Annotated in this window: 17 protein-coding genes and 1 tRNA gene; 11 read left to right on the forward strand and 7 right to left on the reverse strand. The window is 61.3% G+C overall.

What is annotated here, in order from left to right:
- Positions 1-30 precede the first annotated feature (30 nt).
- Together cysS and ACYVGC_RS11055 are read left to right on the forward strand one after the other, a co-directional pair.
- The gene (gene cysS / locus ACYVGC_RS11050) at positions 31-1,536 is read left to right on the forward strand and encodes a cysteine--tRNA ligase (RefSeq protein WP_460583888.1); all 1,506 of its coding nucleotides are present in this window, start codon (positions 31-33) and stop codon (positions 1,534-1,536) included.
- A gap of 134 nt (positions 1,537-1,670) precedes the next feature.
- Complete coding sequence (locus ACYVGC_RS11055; protein ID WP_460583889.1) at positions 1,671-2,696, forward strand: zinc-binding metallopeptidase family protein; 1,026 nt, start codon at positions 1,671-1,673, stop codon at positions 2,694-2,696.
- A 157-nt stretch (positions 2,697-2,853) separates the two neighbouring features.
- Here ACYVGC_RS11055 and ACYVGC_RS11060 read toward each other — a convergent pair whose 3' ends face one another.
- Positions 2,854-3,438: a DinB family protein gene (locus ACYVGC_RS11060; RefSeq protein ID WP_460583890.1), complete on the reverse strand. Its 585-nt coding sequence runs from the start codon at positions 3,436-3,438 to the stop codon at positions 2,854-2,856.
- A gap of 99 nt (positions 3,439-3,537) precedes the next feature.
- Here ACYVGC_RS11060 and ACYVGC_RS11065 point away from each other — a divergent pair, with 99 nt between their 5' ends.
- Positions 3,538-4,533, forward strand: a complete 996-nt coding sequence (locus tag ACYVGC_RS11065; protein WP_460583891.1) for a hypothetical protein — start codon at positions 3,538-3,540, stop codon at positions 4,531-4,533.
- A gap of 75 nt (positions 4,534-4,608) precedes the next feature.
- On the opposite strand, the gene ACYVGC_RS11070 is transcribed toward ACYVGC_RS11065, so the two are convergent.
- On the reverse strand, positions 4,609-6,114 hold the full coding sequence (locus ACYVGC_RS11070) for a hypothetical protein (RefSeq protein WP_460583892.1): 1,506 nt from the start codon (positions 6,112-6,114) through the stop codon (positions 4,609-4,611).
- A 188-nt stretch (positions 6,115-6,302) separates the two neighbouring features.
- On the opposite strand from ACYVGC_RS11070, the gene ACYVGC_RS11075 reads away from it, so the two are divergent.
- Positions 6,303-7,934, forward strand: coding sequence for an amidase (locus tag ACYVGC_RS11075; protein WP_460583893.1), 1,632 nt, complete (start codon positions 6,303-6,305; stop codon positions 7,932-7,934).
- Positions 7,935-7,973: 39 nt separating this feature from the next.
- Positions 7,974-8,903 (forward strand): class I SAM-dependent methyltransferase, encoded by a 930-nt coding sequence (locus ACYVGC_RS11080; protein ID WP_460583894.1) that lies wholly within the window; start codon positions 7,974-7,976, stop codon positions 8,901-8,903.
- A 130-nt stretch (positions 8,904-9,033) separates the two neighbouring features.
- Here ACYVGC_RS11080 and ACYVGC_RS11085 read toward each other — a convergent pair whose 3' ends face one another.
- Complete coding sequence (locus ACYVGC_RS11085) at positions 9,034-10,443, reverse strand: FAD-binding oxidoreductase (RefSeq protein ID WP_460583895.1); 1,410 nt, start codon at positions 10,441-10,443, stop codon at positions 9,034-9,036.
- Between the two features lie 46 nt (positions 10,444-10,489).
- Here ACYVGC_RS11085 and ACYVGC_RS11090 point away from each other — a divergent pair, with 46 nt between their 5' ends.
- The 4 genes from ACYVGC_RS11090 (at position 10,490) to ACYVGC_RS11105 (ending at position 18,771) form a co-directional block, all read left to right on the forward strand.
- Entirely contained in the window at positions 10,490-11,200 is a 711-nt protein-coding gene (locus ACYVGC_RS11090) for a C40 family peptidase (RefSeq protein WP_460583896.1), read from the forward strand.
- 146 nt (positions 11,201-11,346) lie between these two features.
- A complete protein-coding gene (locus ACYVGC_RS11095) occupies positions 11,347-14,949 on the forward strand; it encodes a TonB-dependent receptor (protein ID WP_460583897.1) in 3,603 nt (1,200 codons plus the stop codon).
- A 336-nt stretch (positions 14,950-15,285) separates the two neighbouring features.
- Complete coding sequence (locus ACYVGC_RS11100; protein WP_460583898.1) at positions 15,286-18,525, forward strand: TonB-dependent receptor; 3,240 nt, start codon at positions 15,286-15,288, stop codon at positions 18,523-18,525.
- Between the two features lie 172 nt (positions 18,526-18,697).
- Positions 18,698-18,771 (forward strand) — tRNA-Ala (locus ACYVGC_RS11105).
- Between the two features lie 79 nt (positions 18,772-18,850).
- Here ACYVGC_RS11105 and ACYVGC_RS11110 read toward each other — a convergent pair.
- A complete protein-coding gene (locus tag ACYVGC_RS11110; RefSeq protein WP_460583899.1) occupies positions 18,851-19,264 on the reverse strand; it encodes an EamA family transporter in 414 nt (137 codons plus the stop codon).
- Positions 19,265-19,342: 78 nt separating this feature from the next.
- Positions 19,343-19,786: a Fur family transcriptional regulator gene (locus tag ACYVGC_RS11115; RefSeq protein WP_460583900.1), complete on the reverse strand. Its 444-nt coding sequence runs from the start codon at positions 19,784-19,786 to the stop codon at positions 19,343-19,345.
- Between the two features lie 135 nt (positions 19,787-19,921).
- On the opposite strand from ACYVGC_RS11115, the gene ACYVGC_RS11120 reads away from it, so the two are divergent.
- Entirely contained in the window at positions 19,922-21,535 is a 1,614-nt protein-coding gene (locus ACYVGC_RS11120; RefSeq protein ID WP_460583901.1) for an ArnT family glycosyltransferase, read from the forward strand.
- Positions 21,532-22,419 carry a lysylphosphatidylglycerol synthase transmembrane domain-containing protein gene (locus tag ACYVGC_RS11125; protein WP_460583902.1) on the forward strand — a complete coding sequence of 296 codons (888 nt, stop codon included), beginning with the start codon at positions 21,532-21,534 and terminating at the stop codon, positions 22,417-22,419. The genes ACYVGC_RS11120 and ACYVGC_RS11125 overlap by 4 nt, the downstream gene beginning before the upstream one ends.
- 39 nt (positions 22,420-22,458) lie before the next feature.
- Here ACYVGC_RS11125 and ACYVGC_RS11130 read toward each other — a convergent pair whose 3' ends face one another.
- The gene (locus ACYVGC_RS11130; protein ID WP_460583903.1) at positions 22,459-23,262 is read right to left on the reverse strand and encodes a carbohydrate deacetylase; all 804 of its coding nucleotides are present in this window, start codon (positions 23,260-23,262) and stop codon (positions 22,459-22,461) included.
- Between the two features lie 113 nt (positions 23,263-23,375).
- Positions 23,376-24,371: a glycosyltransferase family 2 protein gene (locus ACYVGC_RS11135; protein ID WP_460583904.1), complete on the reverse strand. Its 996-nt coding sequence runs from the start codon at positions 24,369-24,371 to the stop codon at positions 23,376-23,378.
- Positions 24,372-24,423: the final 52 nt, after the last annotated feature.

Below are 24,423 nucleotides of genomic sequence, written 5' to 3' on the forward strand. Positions count from 1 at the left end.
CTGATGACTGCTACTTGATGACTGAAAAAAATGTTGACGCTTTATAATACGCTCACCCGCAAAAAGGAATCTTTCGCGCCCGTGCACCCGCCGCTGGTGGGCCTCTACCTCTGCGGCCCCACCGTGTACAACGATGCTCACCTAGGCAACGCGCGCGGCCCCATCGTGTTCGACGTGCTTACGCGCTACCTGCGCCACCTGGGCTACCAAGTGCGCTACGTGCGCAACATCACCGATGTAGGCCACCTTGTGGGCGACGCCGATGAGGGCGAGGACAAAATGGCCAAAACTGCCCGAGCCCAAAAGCTGGAGCCCATGCAAGTAGCTCAGCACTACACCGTTCGCTACCGGCAGGCCATGGCTGCCCTCGGCTGCCTGCCGCCCGATATCGAGCCCCAGGCCAGCGGCCACATCACCGAGCAGCTCGCGCTCATTGAGGAGATTATGGCGCGCGGCCTGGCCTACGAGGCCAACGGCTCAGTGTATTTCGACGTGCCCAAGTACAATGCGGAGGGGCTGAACTACGGCCGCCTGTCGGGCCGCGTGGTAGAAGAACTGCTGGCCGGCACCCGCACCGAACTGGCCGGGCAGGACGAAAAGCGCTCGCCCGCCGACTTTGCCCTCTGGAAAAATGCCGCGCCCGACCACCTCATGCGCTGGCCCTCGCCCTGGGGCGAAGGCTTTCCCGGCTGGCACCTCGAATGCTCGGCCATGAGCCGCAAGTACCTCGGGGCCGAGTTCGACATTCACGGCGGCGGCCTCGACCTCATGTTTCCGCACCACGAGTGCGAAATTGCCCAGAATGAGGCGTCCAACACGCCGGGCACCGGCGCGCGCTTCTGGCTGCACAACAATATGCTGACCGTGAACGGCCAGAAGATGAGCAAGTCGCTCGGCAACTTCGTGACCCTCACCGAGATGTTTCAGGGCCAGAGCGCGGCACTGTCGCAGGCCTACTCGCCCATGACGCTGCGCTTCTTCTTCCTGCAAGCCCAGTACCGCTCGCCCATCGACCTCAGCGACGACGCCCTGCAAGCCGCCCGCAAAGGCTACCGCAAGCTCATGAACGGCCTGCGCCTGCTGGACAGCGGCAAACTGGAAACGCGGGCGGAGGTTGAAATGGAGGCCGAAAAGCTAGCGGCTAACAGCCAGCAGTTGATAGCTTTAAGCAAAAAGCCCTTCGAGTTTCTCAACGACGACCTGAACACGCCCCGCGCCGTGGCCGCCGTATTCGACCTGCTCAAGCGCTTCAATACGCTGGCTACCAGTCCCGTGGCCCTGGCCGAGGTAAGTGCCGAAGCCGTGGCCGAAGCTAGCGCCGCCTACCGCACCCTGGTCACCGACATTCTAGGTTTGCGCGATGAGCCTCGTGCCAGCGCCGAAGACCTGCTGGCGCTGGCCTTGGGCTTTTACCAGGAAGCCAAGCTGGAGAAAGCCTACGACAAGGTAGACCAGATTCGCACGGCCCTCAAAACCCAGGGCATCGTCATCAAAGACACCAAAACCGGCGTCGAGTGGGCGTACAGCGAAGATTAAATCAAGGAGATTGTCAGGCCTATCTTACGTCCCGGAGGAAGCATCTTATCACGGCTGCCTTCGTCAGCACTACTAATTCAAGCGGCGCGGGCGTGATAAGGTCCTTCGCAAGCTCAGGATGACAACCGTTTTCTATGCGTTTTCAACGTTTCTATCTCTCTTCGCTGGCCGTGGCCGGCTTAGCCCTGCTTACGGCCTGCCCCGCCGAAAAGCCCGCCGAAACGGCCGCGCCGCCCGCGGCCGCCGCGGCCGTTAAAGTCCCGGCTTTCAACGCCGACTCGGCCTACGCTTACACGGCCAAGCAAGTGGCCTTTGGCCCGCGCGTGCCCAACTCCAAGGCCCATGTGGCCTGCGGCAACTACCTGGCAGCCAAGCTAAAGCAATTGGGCCTGAGCGTGCGCGAGCAGCCCTTCCAGGCTACTACGTTTGATGGCACGCGCATTAATGCCCGCAACATTATTGCCCAGTACCAGCCCCAGGCGGCGCGGCGCGTGGCCATTTTTGCGCACTGGGACACCCGCCCCTTTGCCGACGCCGACACGGGCGCCAACAAAAATAAGCCCATGGACGGGGCCAGCGACGGCGCCAGCGCCGTGGCCACGGCCCTCGAAATAGCGCGCAATCTCAGTCAGCAGACCGGCAGCCAAGCGCCTAATGTGGGCGTGGACATCATCCTGTTTGACGCCGAGGACTGGGGCCACGACGAAACCAGCCAGGCCGACGTGCCCAACAAGCTGCCCGCCGGCACCGACTCGTGGTGCCTGGGCTCGCAGTACTGGGCCAAAAACATCGTGCCCGCCGGCTACAAAGCCGAGTACGGCATCTTGCTCGATATGGTAGGGGCCAAAGGCGGCCACTTTACCCGCGAGGCGCTCTCGCTGAAAAACGCCCGCTCGGCAGTAGACAAGGTGTGGAATACGGCCGCTAAAATTGGATATTCCGACTATTTTCTATTTAGCGATACCAGCGAGATTCTCGACGACCACAAGTACGCCAACGATGCCGGCGTGCCCACCATCGATATCTACGACCACCCCGCTTACGGCGGCGAGTACTTCCCGGCCTATCACCACACCACGGCCGACAACATGAGCATCATCGACCGGAAAACGCTGAAAGCAGTGGGCCAGACGGTGTTGCAAGTGCTCTGCCAAGAGTAAAGGCGGCTAATAGCGGGAGAAAAGAGAACGTCATGCTGAACGCAGTGAAGCATCTCTACCGCATCGTTGGATGACGCGGTAGAGATGCTTCACTGCGTTCAGCATGACGTTTCTTTTGCGCTTAATCCTTTGTTCGTTAGCGCAATCCTAAGACTATCTATTTGTTAGCTGTGGCTACCGCTACTTGCTCAGCCTGCTTCACGTAGCGCTGAATATGCAGCACTAGCGCTTCAAACACGTCGGTAAGGCGTAGGCGTAGCCACGGGTACAGGGGGTTGGGTACTCGCACGGCACCGGCATCGACCTGGCGGGCCAGTAGCAGCAGGCGCAGCAGCTCATCGAGCTGGCGGTTGAACGACTCGACTACCGTGCCGGTGAGGCGGGTGCCGGTGGGCGCATATTGCTTAGGGCGACGTAAAAGATTGTCGCCCAGGCCATTGCGGTCTTTGGTGGTGGCGGTGAAGTAGCGACCCAGCCAGCCGCTGCGCACCTGGCTGCCGGCCGTGGAGCCGCTGGCTTGGGCCAGCCGCAGGCGGGCTTTGAGGTTGGGCAGGTAGTAACCGCCCACCAGGTTGAGGTGCTCCAGGCACTGGGCGGCGCTCCACTTGTCGTAGCCGGGGCGGCGGTTGAGCTGCTCCGAAGTGAGCGGGCGTAGGCGCTGATGCGAGAGCACGCGCAGGGCCAGCACCTTATTGGTGAGTTGGTCGAAAAACTCGGTTGTATCGCGTGCGGAAGCACTCATATGCGGAGGAATGCCGGGCAAGGCGCTGCGTTTAAGTTGTAATATTACGGCGTAAGCCGGATTAGTACTAGCTGGCCCAACGCCTTTCCTTGTTGCTTTATGCATAAACCCGCTTCTGTTCTACTTCATGTCTGCTGTCTGTTTGGTCTGCTGTTGGGGGTGGTGGCCGGCGCGGCGGCCCAGGCTGTGCCTAACCCCGGCGAGAAAATCGAGAGCCTGGTTACCTTCGGCTCACAGGCACCCATTACCAGCGGCGACGACGATTTCACCCAAACCTTCTTTTTCCTGGTGCCCGCTATCGAGCGGCGGCCCATCTACATCCGGGTGTTTGACCCCGATTGCGGGGGGCAGCTCGATGCCAAGGTGGGCCAGTTTAATACCCGCACCGAGTTCAGCCTCTACGGCGGGCCGGGTACGCATTCGGCCAAAGGCGCTACCGACCCGCGGCCGGTGAGCCCCGCCGCGCCGCCCGCTGGCCGGTTGCTCAAGCAGCAGGTTTTTGGCGAAGACCCGGCCTACGATGGCAAGTACTTCAACTTTGGCCCACTCAACCCGCTGGAGGGCGAGCTGGTAGACCAGTTTCAGGGCTACGTATATAAAGTAGTGGTGCGCGGGCTGAGCGGCAACGACGGCAACCTCTACCGGTTCTTTCTCAGCAGTAGCCCCACCCAAAACGTACCAATTTCGGGGGGCAATGCCTTCACCTACGAGTATTGCTTTCGCATTCCGGCGGCGGCCCCCGGCCGGGCCGTCACGCTGCACCTCTACCCATTTGCTAACGAGCACGTGGTCAGCATCAAGCAAAGTAACTTCGATATGGATAACTCGGCCAAGCTCACCGTGTTCAGCGTGGCGAAAAACGGCCACACCGCGCCCGTGAGCGGCGATGGCCAGTGGACGAGCAGCATCCTGCCCATCGATACCAGAGAATACGGCTTGTCGCTGGACTTCCAGCTGGTGAGCACCGCGCCCGTCTTCAACGACGTGGTGTTCTACGTGACTGACCAGTACGACACGGCGCTCCCCTTCTTTGCCGTGCCTCTGGGCGGCCCGCCGCGCTACAAGTACGATATCGACATGAAAGTACACCGGTAAGTAGCCGAAAGAAAAGGGGCCAGGAATTATCACGTGATAATTCCTGGCCCCTTTTCTTTCGGCTACTTACCGCAATTATTTATCATCGCGGCCAGCGTTGCGGCGCGGGGCGGTGTCGTCGGCATCCTGGGGCTTATCGCCATCGGCGGGGCGGAAATTGTCGCGCTTGTCCTGGCCGTAGTTCTGTGCTTTGTCTTGGCTGGTAAAGTTGTCGTATTCCGGGCCGCGGGCACCGGGGTTCTCATCATCGTAAGAGCCACCTTGCGAGCCGTGGCCCTGGCTGACGTTGCCCTCCTTAGAGCCCGCCTGACCAAAGCCATTGCGTGAGTCGCCGGTATTGGGGTTGCCTGGCTGGGCCTCTTCGCTGCGCGCGTGGCCATAGCCATAGCCGGAAGTTTGGTTGGTGTCGGGCGAGTCGACGGGGGCCGGCGCAGTTTGGCCAGCGGGGGCGTTGCCGCCCGGCTGCTGGTCGTGGCTGCGGCCGCCCTGGGCGCCTTGGTTATCATAACCCCCGCGCGATGAGCGCTCATCGGCTACCTCGCCGTGGCCGTTGGGGCCCATAGCGAGGTGGTTGGCAGTGGCCCCGGCCGGCAGGCTCACCCCCGAGGTCTGGCCATAGTCGGCCGCGTAGGCATCGCCGACAGTGGGCGAGCCGTTGTCGTTCTGAAATGCGGCCGTTGCGCCCTCTTTATCAGGGAGGTTACGATTGTCCTGCACATTGCCGCGGCCATCGGTCTGGCGGTCAGCTACGTTATCATCAAACGATGTGGTGGGCGCAGTGGGCGTATCACGCACGGCGTGGCCCTGTTCGGCGGGGTTGCGGTCCTGGCCATCGTAGTCGCGGTAGGCGTTGTGCTGGAGGCCGGGCCGGGCCGCGCCCTCGCCGTAGTACTTCTCTTCGGTGGCCTCGGCGGCGGGGTGCTCGGCGGCGGGGTTAACCTCGCGAAACTGGTTGCCGTAGCCACCGTGGGTGGCGCCCAGCGTGCCCTGCTCGCCAAACTCGCCCCGGTTGGCATCGGCGCGCTGGTTGTCGGCGCGCGTAAGGTCTTGGAAGCTGCCCTGCACGTCGTTGCCGAAGTTGCCGCCGTAGGTGTTGGGCTGCGCTGTATTGTTGGCTGGGGCTGACACGTCGGCGGGGCTGGCCTCGCGGTTTTCCTGCTCGCCACCTTCCTCCACGGCACCCTGGCCGGCTGCCATCTCACTATCAACCAGCTCCTTAGTGGAGGGCGGGGTAGTGCTGTCGGTGCTGGCGCTGGGGGCAGGAGGGTTGGTTTTGTCGGCCAATTGGTGCAGGTTTTGAGCGTCGCCGGTGGGCTGGGGCTGCACATCGGCGGGGTTGGCTTCGCGGTTTTCCTGGTGGCCGCCTTCTTCTACGGCGCCTTGCCCGGCGGCCATTTCACTGTTAGCTAGGTCTTTGCTGGTTGGTGGCTCGGCTTGCATGGCTGGGGTAGCGGGCTGGAGCGAGCTGTTGACGTTGGTATTCTGGGCGTCGGCCCCCATTTTGGTGGTTTCGTGGGCGGGCTGGCCGCCGGCGTTGCCGGCAATGTGGTTGGTGCCGGGCTGGTCGTTGCTACTGGACATAGGAAAAGGCTGGAGGTGGGAAGCGAGCGCGAAATGCTAGCCTGCTATACGCCCCGGCGCGCCCGGTGTTCGGCCCGTTGGGCCGGTGGCAAAAAATACCCAGCGGCTTGCCCTTGGTCGGGCGGGCCGCCGCCTTACTTTTGGCCACCTCATTGTCTTGCCTATCAGCTTCACTTTTACTGCCCTTTATGCAACGCCGCCAATTTCTTCAGCAGAGCACGCAGGCCGCGCTGGCCTCCGCACTCCTGCCGCTAGCCGCTACCGCTGCCACCTTGCCCAGTGCAGCGTTGGCTACCTTGCCCGCCAACCCAGTCTTTGATAAAGACCTGGATGTTATTGAATTATCAATCAATGACTTGCAAAAAGCGTTGCAGGATGGCTACACCAGCCGCCGCCTGTGCCAGGCGTACCTCAGCCGCATCGCGGCCATCGACAAAACCGGCCCCGGCCTAAACGCCATCATTGAGCTAAATCCCGACGCCCTGCGCATTGCCGACGACCTCGACAAAGAGCGCAAAGCTGGCAAGCTGCGCGGCCCGCTGCACGGCATTCCGGTGTTGATAAAGGACAACATTGACACCGGCGACCAGATGCAAACCACCGCCGGGGCGCTGGCGCTGGCCGGCCACCGGGCGGCGCAAGACTCGCACGTAGCCAAGCAATTGCGGGCGGCCGGGGCCATTATTCTAGGTAAAACCAACCTCAGTGAGTGGGCCAACTTCCGCTCGACGCACTCGGTGAGTGGCTGGAGCAGCCGCGGCGGCCAAACGCACAACCCCAACGTGATTGACCGCACGCCCAGCGGCAGCAGCGCGGGCTCGGGCGCGGCGGCCTCGGCCAGCTTGTGCGCCGTGGCGGTGGGCACCGAAACCAATGGCTCCATCGTGTCGCCCAGCTCGTGCAACGGCTTGGTGGGCCTCAAGCCCACTGTGGGGTTGGTGAGTCGCACGGGCATCATTCCTATTTCGGCCACCCAGGATACGGCCGGCCCCATGGCCCGCAGCGTGCGCGACGCAGCCATTTTGCTGGGCGCGCTGGCCGGCCCCGACCCCGCCGATGCCGTCACGGTTTCAACCCGCAATCCAGCCAAAGCCGCCGACTATACCCGCCTGCTGCGCCCCGACGCCCTGAAGGGCCAGAAGCTGGGCGTGGAGAAAAGCCACCTTGCCAGCCAAACCGCCGGCGGCGAGCTGCTGCGCCAGGCCGTAGCCGCCCTCAAAGCCCAGGGGGCCACGGTGGTGGAAGTAGATGTGCGCACCGCCACCCAGCCCATCGGCGAAGCCGAGTTCGACGTGCTGCTCTATGAGTTTAAGGACGGGGTGAACAAGTACCTGGCCGGCACCAAAGCGCCGGTCAAAACGCTGGCCGATGTTATCGCCTTCAACAAGGCCAACGCCGCCAAGGCCATGCCCTACTTTCAGCAGGAAATACTGGAGCAGGCCGAAAAAACCGACGGCCTCAGCAGCGACAAGTACAAAGCCGCCCTGCGCAAAGTGGTGGATACCGCGCGCCAGGCGCTGGACGCGGCCCTGAAAACGGGCACCGGCCTGGCCGCCGTAATCGGCATTACCACCGGCCCGGCCGCCTGCATCGACCTCGTGAATGGCGAGTATAACACCGGCCCCGGCTACGCGGGCGCGGCGGCTATGGCCGGCTACCCGCACCTCACGCTGCCCATGGGCTACGTGCACGGCCTGCCCATCGGCATTTCATTCGTGGGTGCGCCGTACAAGGAAGCCGAATTGCTGGCGCTGGGCTACGCGTACGAGGAAGCCACCAAGCACCGGCGGGCCCCCGAGTACAAGGCGGTAGTGGGGTAGCGGTAGCTTTTTCCGGTTCCTTCTTCCAGACGGCTACGCATGCATTTTTTAGTAAAAGCACTCATTCAAAATGCGGTGGCGGTGCTGCCCCGGCAACTGGGGCAGCCGGTTTACTACGGCTTGCAGCGGCGGTTTGGGGCATTGCGGCAAGTCAATTACGCGCACCACTTGCGCCGGGCCGCCGACCTGGCCGAGGTGGTGCGCAGCCAGGGCCTGCCCTTGGAAGGGCGCTACCTGGAGGTAGGTACGGGCTGGCTGCTGAGCACGCCGGTGGGTTTGTGGCTGGCCGCCGCCACCGAAGTACTAACCGTTGACCTGCACGCCTACCTGAAAGAGGAACTGGTGCTGGGACTACTCATCTGCATTGGTAGCCATCAGGCTGAAATACAGGCACTTTACCCGTGGGTAGCCCCCGCCGAGCTGCAACGCAAGACCCAGCTGCTGGCCGCCTGCGCCTCTTTGGCCGACCTGTGGGCGGCCGTGCCGATTCGCTACCTTGCTCCGGCCGACGCTACCTGCCTCCGCCTGCCGGCCGCCAGTATCGACTACCACTACTCTACCAACGTGCTGGAGCATGTGCCGGCCCCCATGCTGGCGGGCCTGCTGGCCGAAGCCCGTCGGGTGCTGCGGCACGGCGGCCACGCGGTGCATGTAGTAGACCTGAGCGACCACTTCGCCCACGATGACCCCGCGCGCCTGGCGGTGCACTGCTTGCGCTTCGGGGCGGTGGCGTGGGCTGCCCTGGCAGGCAACCGGTTTATGTACCAGAATCGCCTGCGCCTGCCGCAGTACCAGCAATTGTTTGCGGCGGCCGGCCTGGGCATCAAGTGGCAGCGTACGCACGTGGACCCAGCCAGCCTGCGCCGGCTGCAACAGCCGCACCCACCGGTGCAGCGCCGTTTTCAGCACTTCACGCCGCACGAGCTGGCTACTACCTTTTGGGTGTTGCTGGCTGGGATAAATTATTGATTAGTAACATATTATGTAGCGTGAGCTTCAGCTTGCGAGGGAGCGCAGCGAGCGAGGGGGACTGCACGACTGCCCGCGCCAGTTGCTCGCTGCGCTCCCTCGCAAGCTGAAGCTTACGCTACACGCATACCTAGAATATCTTCCCTGGGTTCAGAATACCCTGGGGGTCAAATACTTGCTTGATACCGCGCATCAGATTCAGGTTAGCCTCAGCTAGGGCGATGTGCATGTACTGCTTCTGCACCAGCCCAATGCCGTGCTCGCCTGAAATGGTACCACCCAACTTCACGCAGAGCGCAAAAATCTCCGAAATTGGCTCGCGCAGGCCCACGTTCCACTGCTCGTCGGTGAGGCTGCCGCGAATGATGTTGACGTGCAGATTGCCGTCGCCGGCGTGGCCGTAGCACACGCTCTTGAAGCCGTGGCGGGCGCCGATTTCCTTCACGCCTTTGAGCAGGGTGGGCAGCTCGGCGCGGGGTACCACGGTGTCTTCCTCCTTATATACAGAGTTGTAGCGCACCGAATTGCCGATGTTGCGCCGGATGCGCCACAGGTCATCCTTTTGGCCGGCCGTGTCGGCGAGCAGGATTTCGCCCACGTCGTACTTCTCCAGCACGCCGTACACCTGCTCGGCTTCCTTGTAAAGCTCGTCGAGGTCCTGGCCATCGAGCTCGATGAGCAAGTGAGCGGTGATGTCTTCGGGCAGGGTGAGCGGAATTTTCAAGTAATCGGACGACCAAGCGATGGCCTCGCGCTCCATAAACTCCATGCCCGACGGGATGATGCCCGCCCGAAACACCGCCGACACTGCCTCGGCCGCCTGCGCCTCCTGGCGGAAGGGCACCAGCATCAGGATGTTGTGCTGCGGGTAGGGCAGGAGCCTAAATACTGCCTTGGTAATGATGCCCAGCGTGCCCTCCGAGCCCACCATGAGCTGGGTGAGGTTGTAGCCGGTGGCATTCTTGAGGGTGTTGGCCCCGGTCCAGATGATTTCGCCGGTGGGCAGAACTACTTGTAGGTTAAGTACATAGTCGCGGGTGGTGCCGTACTTCACCGCCTTGGGGCCGCCGCTGCTCTGGCTGAGGTTGCCGCCCAAAAAGCACGAGCCCTTGCTGGCCGGGTCGGGCGGGTAAAATAAGCCCACTTCCTTCACCGCGTTCTGGAACGCCTCCGTTACCACGCCCGGCTCCACGGTGGCTTGCAGGTTGCGCTCGTCGATTTTGAGAATCTTATTGAAGCGCTCCATGCTGAGCACCACGCCGTTGTGGATGGGCAGCGCCCCACCGCTGAGGCCGGTGCCGGCCCCGCGCGCCGTTACGGGCACCCGGTGCTCGTGGCAGAGCTTCATGATGGCACTCACCTCCTCCACGGTGCCGGGGCGCAGCACCACGTCGGGCGCAAAGTGGAAGTCCTCGGTGTGGTCGCGGCCGTAGACTTCGTACTGCTGGGCCTCGGTGCGGGCGGCCGTGAGCACGTGGGCCGGGCTCACTATCTCCTCGAAAGCAGATACTAGCGCGGGGGTAAGGGCGTTGAATTGCATGGGTGAAAAAATGCGACCGGGGGCCGCTGGGCTATATTTGCCAGTAATGCAGTGTGAAAAAACGAAGGTACGGCCGCGGGCGAAAGCACAAACTGCGCCGCGCCGGGCGGCTGCCCGGCGCGGCTGGCAATGGTATTACAGCCTGGTAATCGTATTGTTACTGCTCGGCAGCAGCTGCCAGCGCAAGCTCAACCAGCACAACGGCCGCTACTACTCGGCCCGCGACATGGCGCGTATGAAGCAAGGCCAGCGCACGGCCCGCCCCAGCGCCCCGCGCACCAAAACCAAGACGAGCACCACCACGGCCGCCGGCGGCGTGACCACCACCAAAACAGTGGTAAAGCGCCCCTTCCGCACCGGCAACGCCACCGGCACGCTGGCCAGCGTCATCGACAACGCCCGCAACTACCAGGGCACGCCCTACCTGTTTGGCGGCACCACGCGCTTGGGCATGGACTGCTCGGCGCTGCTCCAATTATCGTTTGCCGAGGCGGGCGTCACCATCCCGCGCTCCAGCAATGAGCAGGCCGCCTGGGGCGAACCCGTGAAACCGACCCAGCTGAAGCCCGGCGATTTTCTTTTTTTTGGGGCCTCGCCGGGTTCGCAGGTCATCACCCACGTGGGCATGGTCACGGTGGTCGACGACGAGGGCGTCGAGTTCATTCATGCCTCTACTTCGCTGGGAGTCATTGAGAACAGCTTCGAGGCCGATTACTACCTGAGCCGGTTTATCCGGGCGGTGCGGCCCCGTTTGTGAAGGTTGAATGAGGATTTGATGAGCAAAAGTGCTGGCAAGCGATTAGCCACCAGATTGTTAACATTGCCGTAATATGGCGGCCTGAGGAGGAGAAGTACCTTTGCGCGCCCATCCGCCGCGCTTATTTCTCACTTTTTCTCCTCATTATGAAATTACTATACTTTCGGCACATTTTTGTGCTGGCTCTGCTGCTGGTAACCCAGCTGAGCTGGGGCCAGGGTGCTACCACGGCCGCCATGAGTGGCACCATTACCGATAGCAAGGGCCAGCCCCTACCGGGCGCTACCGTGCTGGCGGTGCACACGCCCACCAACACGCAGTACGGTGTGGGCACCAACGCCGACGGCCGCTTCAACATTCAGAACATGCGGGTGGGCGGACCTTACACCGTTAAAGTGACGTTTGTAGGCTACCAGGATTTCACCCGCACGGGCGTTAGCCTCACGCTGGCCGAGAACTTTCGCCTCGATGCCAAAATGGGGGAGGCCTCGACCCAGTTGAATGAGGTAACGGTATCGGGCCGCCGCGATGTAGTGATGAACGCCGACCACACCGGTGCCGCCACCACCGTGCAGCGCGAAGCCATTGAGCGCCTGCCCACGCTGAGCCGCTCGTTCAACGACTTTACCCGCCTTACGCCCCAGGCCAGCGGCCAGAGCTTTGGCGGTCGCAACACGGGCTTCAACAACATTACCATCGACGGGGCCGTGTTCAACAACGCCTTTGGCCTGGCCTCGACGGTAGGCGGCCAGGCGGGCGCGCAGCCCATCTCGATTGACGCCATCGACCAAATTCAGGTGAGCATTGCGCCGTTTGACGTGCGTCAGGGCTCGTTTACCGGCGCTGGCATCAACGCCGTTACGCGCAGCGGTACCAACCGGGTATCGGCCTCCGTATATGGCTTTTATCGCGACCAGAGCCTGGTGGGCTCCAAAGTAGGCGGCGTAACTTCGGCGTACCCCAGCTTCGACCTCAAAAACTTTGGCTTCCGCGTGGGTGGCCCCATTGTGAAGGACAAACTATTTTTCTTCGTGAACGCTGAGCGCGAGCTGCGCAACTCGCCGCCCGCCGGCAACTACCGCGCCTCCAACCCCGGCGATGCCGCCTCGCCCACTACCTCGGCCGCTACCAACCAGGACCTCACCTCCCTCTCGCAGTTTCTGCAAGAGCGCTACGGCTACACCACCGGTGCCTACCAGAATTACCAGCTGCGTCAGAACAGCGACAAGATTACGGCGCGCCTCGACTGGAACATCAACCAGAACCACCGCTTCAACATCAAGTACAACTACCTCAAGTCGTACGCCGACATCGCTCCCAGCGCCAGCGGTGCGGTGGGCACGCGCTCGCAGAGCCAGTTTGGCCTGCCCTACCAGGCGGCTTACTACACCATCAACAACAACCTGAACTCGTTTATTGCCGAGCTGAACTCGACGCTCGGCGGGGGCAAATACTCGAATAACCTGACCGCCGGCTACTCGGCTTTCCGCGACTTTCGCACTACGCTGTCAGCCGTTTTCCCGCTCGTGGATATCGGCACCAACGTGGGCCTGACGGCTTTCCCCACGGCTACTACGCCTAACCCCGCGTACTCGGCTCCTACGGCTACGCTCACCTCGTTTGGTTACGAGCCCTTCACGGCCGGCAACGTGCTGAACACCGATGTGTACCAGATTGGCGACAACTTCACAGCCTACCTGGGCAAGCACAACGTGACGGTAGGTACTTATAACGAGTTCTACAAGTTCACCAACGGTTTTGCGCCGAACTACAACGGCCTGTTTCGCTATAACTCGCTGGAAGACTTCTACAATGCCAGCGGCTACTCGTACGACCGCACCAATGGCCAGTACGCTGCCTACGGCGCCAGCAACCCCAGCCCCGGCCGCGAAAATGCCTCCATATACCGCCTACAGTATTCGGCTGATGGCAGCGGCCAGATTCCGTTTGCCCGCGTAAATGCCCAGCAGTACGGTCTCTATGTGCAGGACGAATACTCGCCAGCCCAGAACTTTAAAGTAACCGTAGGGGTGCGCGGCGACCTGCCCGTTATCACCAACAACTTGCCCCAGAACGTGTACGTGGGCGGTGGTGCCGACGTCGGTGGCGTAAACCGCAGCCCCTTGTCGTTTCGCAACGGCGTGCAGCTCAACACGGGTCAGATTCCGAAGCGCCAAGTGCTGTTTTCGCCCCGCGTAGGCTTCAACTGGGATGTGAACGACGACCGCAAAACGCAGGTGCGCGGCGGTACGGGCATCTTCACCGGCCGGGTTCCTTACGTGCTCATTTCCAACCAAGCCAGCAACAACGGCATCCTGTTTGGGGCGCTCGACGCCACGGCTACCGGCAACCCTAACCTTGCCACCAGCCCCACACAGGCTTACCCCTTCTCGCCCGACGTGAACGCCTACCGCCCCACCACGGCGGCGGCTGCCCCTACCGGCTACAACCTGGCCGTGACGGACCGCGACTTCAAGTTTCCGCAAGTGTGGCGTTCCAACCTGGCCGTAGATAAGGAGTTGTTTGGGGGCGTAATCGCTACGCTGGAAGGCCTCTACACGCGTGACTTGAATGCGTTGGCTTTTGAGAACGTGAACCTGCCTAATCCCGTGCGCAATGCTGTGAGCACCGGCCAGGGTGCCGACAACCGGCCCATCTTCTATAACTTCAGCGGTACGCCTAATGCCACTACCGGAATTGTGACCAGCACGCCTTATAACCGCATATACGGCCTAACGGGCACGGCCACGAACCCTACTAATACGGCCAGCAGCCCCAACATCACGGATGCTATCCTGATGAAAAACACCAACAAGGGCTATTCGTATTCGCTCACGGCTCAGTTGCAAAAAAGCTTCAGCAACGGCATCTTCGGTAGCCTGGCCTACACCTACACCGACTCGCGCTCAGTGAACGACGGCGGCTCGACGCCCACCAATATCTGGCGCGACCGCTACGTGAGTGGCGACCCCAACGCCGAGGCGCTCAGCTACTCCAGCTACTTGCAGCAGCACCGCGTTATCGCTTCGCTCTCGTACCGCCGCGAGTACCTGGGCCACTTGGGTACTACGTTCTCCGCCTTTTACGTGGGTGCCCCGGCCTTTGCCAACGGCTCCAGCCGCTTTAGCTACACCTACGCCGGCGACGTAAACGGCGATGGCCAGGCAGTAAATGACTTGGTGTACATCCCACGCAACTCCAGTGAAATCAACCTGATTGACATTGTCATCAACGACACCCGCGCCACGGGTGGTGGGGCCGCAGCCCGCGTTGGTGCCTACACCGCTGCCCAGCAGTACGCCGACCTCGATGCCTACATAAACCAGGACCCTTACCTGAGCAAGCACCGCGGCGAGTACATGGCCCGCAACGGTGCCACCAACCCCTGGCAGCACCAGATTGACGTGAAAGTGCTGCAAGACATCTTCACCAACATTGGCAAAGACCGCAACACGTTGCAGCTGACGGTAGATATTTTCAACGTGGGCAACCTGATTAACAGCAACTGGGGCCGCGCTCAATTTGCCAACCGTACGGCCCTGCTGTCTTACCAAGGCTACAATGCTGCCGGCCAGCCAGTGTTCACGTTCCCCTACCTCACCAATCCCGTAGTAACGCGCGGCAGTGGCAACATTGCTGGTGCCATCGCTACGCCCGGCACGCCCCTGAGCACCACCTACCGCGACGATGTAACCAGCCTCGCCTCGCGCTGGCAGATGCAGGTAGGCGTACGCTATATTTTTAACTAAATTCCGCGGTGCTCCCAAGCGCCTAAGAATACCCGTGAGCGGGGCAGGAAGCAATTCCTGCCCCGCTTTTTTTGTGGCCGTCCATCCCGGCTCGATTGGCTTTATTTTATTTAAGTTTATTATTTATAAATGATGAGCATCGGTTAGCGAGTAGTATAAATAGCGGATAATCAGTAATTTGGTAACATCATAATCGCTGCTAAATGCTTTTGGCGAGTATTTGTCTTCGCGCTTGGGGTAGGATAGCGCTCGGATGATGAAAGGGTGAATGCTTGCCGGGGCTGCTTATCTTTGCAGCCTATTGGCAACTGTGAGCCTTTACCCTTTTTTCATTTTATGAGAAATCTACCTTTACGCCACTTCACCCTGCTGCTACTGCTGCTGCTCACGGCCCACTTGGGCTGGGGGCAGGGGGCCACTACGGCTTCTATGAGCGGGGCCATCACCGATGCCAAGGGTGAGCCACTGCCTGGCGCCACCGTGCTGGCCGTGCACACGCCGACTAACACGCCATATGGCGTGGGCACCAACGCCGACGGCCGCTACAATATTCAGGGTATGCGCGTAGGCGGTCCTTACACCATCAAGGTGTCGTTTGTGGGCTACCAGGACGTTACCAAAACCGGTATCGTGCTGTCCTTGGGTGAAACCCTACGTTTAGACATCCCCATGAGTACCTCGTCTACCGAGCTGGGTAACGTGGTAGTAACGGGCCGTGCCGACCCGGTTATCAATGCCGGCCGCACCGGTGCCGCCACCAACGTGAGCCGCGCCCAGATTAATAACCTGCCGACTCTTAACCGCAACCTGACCGACTTTACCCGCCTTACGCCGCAGGCCGCCGGTGGTGGTAGCTCGTCATTCGGCGGAGCCAACAACCGCTACAACAACATTACTATCGACGGTGCCGTGAACAACGACGTATTCGGCCTCGCTGGCTCGGGCACGCCAGGCGGCCAGGCCAATACTAACCCCATCGCCCTCGATGCCATCGACCAGATTCAGGTAGTACTGGCTCCTTACGACGTAACGTTGGGCAGCTTTACCGGTGCCGGCGTAAACGCCGTTACCCGCTCGGGCAATAACGATTTTTCGGCTTCCATCTATGGCTTTGGCCGCAACCAGAACACGGCTGGCCGGAGCGTAAATGAGCCCCGTACCAAGCTCGACGAATTTTACAACTACCAGACGGGCTTCCGCGTGGGTGGCCCCATTGTGAAGGACAAGGTATTCTTCTTCTTGAACGGGGAGATTGCTCGGGTGAGTTCGCCACTGGGCTTCCTGCCCGGTACCGCCGACTCGCGTGCCAACGTGGCCGACCTGCAGCGCATTGCCACCGCCGCTAGCACCGACCGCTACGGTAACTACGATGCCGGCAGCTACGGCGAGTTTAACCGCCGCACGCAGAGCAACAAGATTTTTGCCCGCCTGGACTTCAACCTCTCGGAAAATAATACCCTAACGCTGCGCCACAACTTTGTGAACGCGTTTGACGACAACCTCACCCGCACCGCCAACAACATCCGCTTCAGCAACAACGCTTATAAGTTCAGCAACGTGACCAACAGCACGGTGGCCGAGTTGAACTCCCGCTTCACGGGTGGGCTTTCCAACAAGCTGATTCTGACGTACACGTCTATCCGCGACTCGCGCGATGTAGTAGGTAACCCTGGCCCCGCTTATCAGATTGCTGATAACGGGATTACGTACCTACTGGGCCAGGACCGCTCGTCGGTGGGCAACCAGCTTGACCAGGATATCGTGGAAATCACCGATAACCTAACCAAGCAGTTCGGCAAGCACACTATCACGGTGGGTACGCACAACGAAGGCTACAAATTCCGCAACCTGTTCCTGAACAACGCGGCCGGCTATTATACCTTCACCTCCATTGCCAACTTCGAGCAGGGCCGCGCCACTAGCGTTACCTCTAGCTACCCCACTGCCGACGGGGGCGAGGCGAAATTTAAAGCTGCTCAACTGGGCTTTTATGCTCAGGATGAGTACACCCCCGTTGAAAACCTGCGCATTACCCTGGGTATGCGTATCGACGTGCCAGTGTTCTTCGATAAGCCCGGCCTGAATACGGCGTTCAACAATACGGCTATTGGTACGACGACGGGCAACAACCCCACGACTTTCATAAATCCTGGCTTCAGCAACGAGTTTCAGACCAGCAATACGCCCAGCGGCCAGGTGCAGTACTCGCCCCGCATTGGCTTTAACTGGGACGTAAACAACGACTCGAAAGTGCAGCTGCGCGGTGGTACGGGTATCTTCTCGGGCCGGGCTCCTTTCGTGTGGCTGTCCAACAGCTTCACTAACAGCGGCCTCATTCAGGGCGGGGTAGCCCAGACGGCACCCACCGGCACCTTCCTGCCTTCTATCCCGCTCACGCCCGCCGACATTCAGCGCGTGTATACGTCGACGCCCTACAGCCCCGTGCCCACGACGCAGATTAACGTGCTGAGCAAGGATTTCAAGCTGCCCCAGGTTTGGCGCTCGAACCTGGCCGTCGATTTCCGCCTGCCCGGCGATATCGTAGCCACGCTGGAAGGTATTTACTCGAAAACACTGAACGATATCTACTACAAAGACCTGAACCTGGCGGCCCCGATTGGCCGCATGGCCGGCCCCGACCAGCGCCCCATCTACGATGGTACTACGGTGAATGGGGTGGTCCGTCGCCGCGTCGACCAGCGCTACACCAACGTGTACCTGCTCGACAACACCAGCAAGGGCTACCGCTACAACGCCACTATCCAGTTGCAGAAGCGCTTTGTGGGCGGCCTGACTACCATGATGGCCTACACCTACGGCGAAGCTAAGGAAATCAATAGCGGTTCGAGCAGCACGGCTTCGTCCAATTTTGGCTTCAACCAGATTGCTTACGACCCCAACAACCCTGAAATCGGCTACTCGCGCAACGACCAGCGTCACCGCGTAATCGCTAGCACCGGCTATACCTTCAACTACGCTGGTGGGGCTTTGGCTACTACCTTCACTGCCTTCTACGAGGGCCTTTCGGGCCAGCCGCTAACCTATATCTATGGTCAGGGCCGCGATTTCAACAACGATACGGGCGTGGCCGGCAACGACTTGCTCTATGTGCCAACCAACGTGCGTGACGTAAACCAGATTCGCCTCGTGTCGACCGACTCGCGTACGGTAGCCCAGGTGCAGGACCAGCTCGATGCCTTCATCGAGAACGACCCGTACCTGCGCACGCATCGCGGCCAGGTAGTAGAGCGCTTTGCTGCTCGCTTGCCTTGGACGCACGAAGTAGACATTCGCGTAGCTCAGGACTTCAACTTCCTGGCCGGTGGCAAGAAAAACTCGCTCCAGATTACGTTCGATATCTTCAACCTCGGCAACCTGCTCAATCAGAACTGGGGCCGTCAGTACGTAGTGTCGAACAACGCCGTCGAGCTATTGCGCCCCGAAACGACGGGTGTTAACGTGCAGCCCACGTTCTCGTTCCCGGCTGCGTATGCTACCACCAACCGCTCGTATGACTTCTCGAACCTAGCTTCGCGCTGGCAGGGGCAGTTGGGCGTGCGCTACAGCTTCAACTAAGTACTGCGGTACCAACTGAGTTAAAAAGAGCGGGGAAATTTCCCCGCTCTTTTTTTTGGGCCTGATTCTGCGGTAGTTGCGAAGAATGTTGCCCCTGGTGCTTGCATAAGCCGAAAGTCACCGTACTTTTGTTAAACCAACGCGCAACAGGCACCTTGGTAAAGCCAAAAACGGGGGATTAGCTCAGCTGGCTAGAGCGCTTGCATGGCATGCAAGAGGTCATCGGTTCGACTCCGATATTCTCCACTCCCGTTTGAACAAAAAGCGATTAGTAGCCCCGGCTGCTAATCGCTTTTTGCATTTAAGCACTTTGGGTAATCACACATCACAAGATGAGTACCAGCGTGCCCCCAATGATGAGCGCGGCCCCCAACGCCGCTTTCAGGGTGAGGGTTTCGCCCAGAAACACGACCGATAAGCCAATGGCCAACGCCACGCTCAGCTTATCTACCGGGGCCACCTGCGACACCTTGCCCAGCTGCAAGGCCCGGAAGTAGCACAGCCACGATAGCCCCGTAGCCACGCCCGACAACACCAGAAACAGCCAGGTGCGTGGGGCTAGCGTGAAAATATCGGCCGGGTTGTCCTTAACAAACACAATGCCCCAGGCCACCACCAAAATGACCACCGTGCGGATAGCCGTGGCCAAATCGGAGCTGACGCCCTTGATGCCCACCTTGGCCAGCACCGCCGTGAGGGCTGCAAACACGGCGGAAAGCAAAGCGTAGGTCCACCACATTTCAATTAGCAGTAATAGTGAGCAAGTATCAATTTGCTCGCAAGGACAACCAGCTTTCTGGGGAAAACCTGAGCGAGCTTACGCCTGGCAAAACTGGCAGGTACCCGACAGCAGAAAGTCGCGCCGCTGGGCCTGGAAGCCTCCGGGCAGCTGCACCACCGGAATGGCCACCTGGCTCAGGCAGTAGGTGTGGCTGCACAGGTCGCACTTGAAGTGCACGTGGTTGTCGAAGTGCGCCTCGGCCGAGCACTCGATGGAGCAAGCGGCGTAGCGCAGCACGTCGGTGTCATCGATAACACGGTGGATAAGGCCTTGCTGCTCGAAGCTTTTGAGGGTGCGGTAGAGCGTTATGCGGTCGGTGGCCGTGCCAATCTCCTGCTCAATCTCGGCCCCGGTGAGGGCGTAGCCTTTGCCGCTGAGGGCAGCCAGCACGGCCCGGCGCACGGGCGTCTGGCGCAGGCCGTGGCGCAGCAGCGTCTGGGTGAGGCGGTCGGGAGCAGGAGGAGCGGAGGGAGACGACATAAGCCAAACTTACGAAAAGATGGGGTGCCCGCGAGCGGTAAAGAGCCCAGCGGCAGGGGGCGTACCTTTGTACCGGCGGGGCCGCCAACGGCCCAACCCCTACCAGGGACGCCCCTGACCAACTTAACCAAACTTGTGGTAGAATCGTTAGCCCGCCGGGTTATTATTGCCCTTAGCCAGCGGCCGTGGTGGGTGGCGGCCCTCACGCTGGCCTTGGTGCTGCCCGCCCTGCTTGTGCACCTGGGCTGGCAGCCGCTGCTGGTCGATGAGCCCATTCGGGCCTTGGTGGCCCTCGAAATGCACTACTCGGGCCGCTTCTTTTCGCCCACGCTGCTCGGCCTGCCTTACTATAATAAGCCGCCGCTGTTCAACTGGCTGCTAATCACGCTATTTCGCCTCACGGGGCGGCAGGATGAGTGGGTGCTGCGCCTGCCCACTATTGCGGCGCTGCTGCTGTACACCACCGCGCTGTGGCGGGTGCTGCGCCCGCAACTAGGTAGCCGCTTGGCCTTTACGGTGGCATTGGCCTTTGCCACTACCGGCCGGGTGCTGTTCTACGACTCGTTTCTGGGGCTGATTGACCTGTGGCACGCGGGGCTGACGTGGCTGGGCTTCATGGCCGTGTGGTACCTGGGGCAGCGCCAGCAGTGGGCGCGGCTGTTCATCATCACCTACGCGCTCACGGCGGTGGGCTTTCTACTCAAGGGCTTGCCTTCGGTGGTATTTCAGGGGCTGGCGCTGCTGGTGTACTGCATCGATACCCGGCAGTGGCGGCGCTTGTTTGGCTGGCAGCACGTGCTGGGCGTGCTGGTGATGCTGAGCATTGTGGGTGCTTATTTCTTCGTGTATAGCCGCCACAACTCGCTCGAAGTAGCCCTGCAAACGCTGTGGTCGCAGTCGAGCCAGCGCACGGTAGCCGCCCAACCGCTGGCCGATTCTATCCAGTACGTGCTGCTGTTTCCGTTCGATTTTATCAAGCACTTTCTGCCTTGGTCGCTGCTGGTGGGGTGCCTGCTGGTGCCGGGCGCGCGCCGGGCGATAATGGGGCAGCCGTTTTTGCGCTACAACGCGCTGCTGTTTCTGGCCATTTTGCCGGTCTACTGGTTGTCGCCGGCCACTATTCCGCGCTACCTGTTTATGCTGGTGCCGTTGGGTCTCACGGTGGTTATTGCGCTGTATGCGCAGTACCAGCCGGCCGGCACGCGCCCCACGCGCTGGCTCGACGGTATTTTGCTGAGTTTATTGGTAATCTGCACTTTAGGGGTATTATCCTTTCCTTTTATACCGCTTACCCAGGTGGTGCCGGGCGCGCTGGCCTGGAGCTTGGGGCTATTCGTGGTGCTGGCGCTGGGTGCCTACCTGTTTTGGCGGCTGGCCGACTACCGCCTGCTGGTGCTGGCCTATTACCTGTTGGTGCTGCGGGTAGGGTTTGATATTTTCATCTTCCCGGCTCGGATGCAGACTTCGCCCGAGGTGGCCTACCGCACGGCCGCCATCCGGGTGGGCCGCGAAACCAAGGGCCGCCCCCTCGTGATGTACCCCTACGGGGGTCCGCTCGACAATGTAGAAGCCTTCTACATTGCCCGCGAGCGGGGCGAAACGCTCACCTACGCCCCGCTGCCGTTGCGCCGCGGCGTGCTCTACATCGCCGATGAGCGCTACCTGGGCGGCCTGCGCTACCGCACGCTCGACCGCTTCACCATCGACGCCAACATCACCTTTCGGGTGGTCGAGTTTCAGCTGCCATGAGCGCCCCCGCCGACGAAGCGCCCGCTGCCGCTGCACCCGCCTGGCGACGGCACACACTGCTGGTGGTCAAGCTACTGTTTATGGCTGCTGCGCTGTGGCTGGTAGCCCGCCACCTCGACCTGCCGGCCCTGGCCCACACCCTGCGGCGGGCGCGGCCGGGCTGGCTGCTGCTGGCAGCGGGGCTGTTCACGCTTTCGAAGCTGATTTCATCGGTACGGCTCAATACCTTTTTTCGGACGGTTGACATTCAACTCACCGAGCGCTACAACCTGCGGCTGTACTGGCTGGGCATGTTTTATAACCTGTTTTTGCCGGGCGGCATTGGCGGCGACGGCTACAAGGTGTACCTGCTGGGCCGCGAGTTTCCGGGGCGGCGGGGCGTCATTTTTCGGGCTCTGCTCTTGGATAGGCTGAGTGGTATGGTGGCGCTGCTGGTGTTGCTACTGGGGCTGTTTGTGGCCACCGACTACCCCGGCTGGTGGCGGGCCGGCGCGCTGGCGCTGGTGCCGCTGGGCCTGGGTGTGAGCTACGGGCTGGGCCGCTGGCTGTTTGGCGAGTTCAGGCGGGCGCTGGGGCGTACCTCGTGGGAGGCGCTGGGAGTGCAGGGGGCGCAGGTGCTGTGCGCCTGGGCGCTACTGGCGGCGCTGGGCGCGGCCGATGGGCCGGTGCTGCCCTACCTGCTGGTATTTCTGGCGTCGAGCATTGCGGCGGTGCTGCCGCTCACGGTGGGTGGACTGGGTGCCAGGGAGTTAACCTTTTTATACGGGGCCAAGCTATTTGCCCTCAGCGTGCCGGTGGCGGTGAGCGTGAGCGTGCTCTTCTACGTGATTACGGCGCTGGTATCGCTGGTGGGGGCGCTGGTGCGGGTAGAGCGCGTGCGGTAAGCTTTAGCTTGCCGGGAAGTCAAAACAGCAAGCTAAAGCTTACCGCACAGCTATGTAGCTCACCAGCTCGCCGCCCAGCTCCCGCAGCAACTCCCGCGCCGCGCCGCTGCGCCAAAACGCATATTCCGGCACCCGCATCAGCGGCGAGCCGGGCCGCTCGCTCAGGCCAGGATGGCTCATAAACTCCACTAAATCAGTTTGTTGAAAAGCCGCTGCTACGCCGCGCCGAAAGCCCGCGGCGCTGGCCGGCTCGGTCGAAAACGTGCTTACCAGCGCGCCCGGCGCCGCCAAGCCGCGCAGGGCGTAGCGGCTACTGCGGGCGAAGGCTTGCAGCACCAGCCCGCGGCCGTCGCGGCGGCCGGCCGCCGTGAGGCGGCGCACCCGGCCCATGCCCAGCTCGCGCAAAATGCCCAGCAGCGCGGGCCCCAGCAGCGGGTACTGGTGCAGGTGCTGGTGGCTGTCGGCGTGGGTGAGGGTGAGGCCCGCGGCCGCCAGGCGATGCAGCTGCGCGGCTATCTCGGTTTTTAGCTCTGTGCGCCGCACCTGCCCGCGCAGGTAGCGCTGCCACAGCTGACTGGAGGTATAAAACTGGCCATCAGCGTTTATCAGCGACGGTACCACTGAGGCGGCGCTTAGCGGCTGGCCGGCATTCAGGGTGAGGTGCAGGCCCACGGAGAGGGTGGGGGAGGCCAGCTTTTGCAGCTCGCGCAGCTCCGCGTCGCTGGCAAAGTTGGCCATCACAGTGGTGCTGCTCACCTGCCCGGCCGCGCCCAGCTCCAGAATGGCCTGAGTAGCAGGCGCATCCCAGCCGTAGTCGTCGCAGTTAATGATGAGCTGTTTCATTTAACAGTCATCATTAAGCTACTGTCAAGCAAGTAATTGCAGGCAAAAAGAGCATTGCCAATCGTGTTTTAGGAGATGAGAAACGTGATTGGTAAAATGTTAATTGCTAACTGTTAATTGTTAAATGAGCCTGCCAAGTGCCGCACTACGTAGGGCTTGCGCGTGCGCCGCGAGTAGTAATTGTACATCCCAATTTCGGCCAGCACGCCGAAGCAGAGCAGGAAGATGCCCGCCATTATCAGGAACAGGCTGAAGATGAACTCCAGCGGGTAGCGCGCCTCAATGTTGAGCCCGAAGAAGATGGAGCGCACCAGAAACTGCCCCGCCAGCCCGCCGCCCAGCAGCAAACTCAGCAGGCCCGAAAGCCCGAACAAGCGGAATGGCTTGCGCGAGTGCACAATGAAAAAGCGCAGAATAAACAGGTCCAGAATAACGTAGAACAGCTTGCTAATCTTGTAGTTGCTCTGTCCAAACTGGCGCTCGTGTATCTCAATCGGAAACTCGCAGTAGCGCAGGTTTTTGCGGGCTACCAGCGCGCCCAAGAAGCGGTGAGCGTCGCCCAGCATCTCCACGTTTTGCACCAGGTAGCTGCGATACGCCTTGTAGGTGGCCCCAAAGTAGCGCAGCTGCACCCCCGACAAGCGCCGGATGATGCCGTGTGCCGTGGTGGCCAGCGCCGTGGCAATGGGCCCCTCGGGGCGCTTGGCCTTGGCCCCGCCCACCATGTCGTAGCCCTCGTTGATGAGGCTGATAAACTGCGGAATGTAGGCCGGGTCGTGCTGCAAGTCGCCGTCCATGGCGATGATGACCTCGCCCCGCGCCTGGGCAAAGCCGGCGCGCAGGCTCAGCGTCTGGCCGTAGTTGCCGGCCAGGTCAATGGCCACCAGGTGGCGGTCGTGGGCGGCCAGCTCGCGCATGATGCTCCAGCTGCGGTCGGTGCTGCCGTCGTTCACCAGTATCAGCTCGTAGTCGTAGCCGTGCTGCTGCATCACGGCTCCCACGCGGCTCACGAGCTGGGCCACGGTATCGACCTCGTTGTATAAAGGAGCGACCACCGAAATGAGGCCGGTAAAGGCAGTGTTGGCGGTGGGCGTGACGAGTAGGGGCATGGGCAGGGGGCGAAACCACAAAGGTACTGGCGCGGGCGCGGGACAGGCCGGC

Source organism: Hymenobacter arcticus, assembly GCF_054779975.1.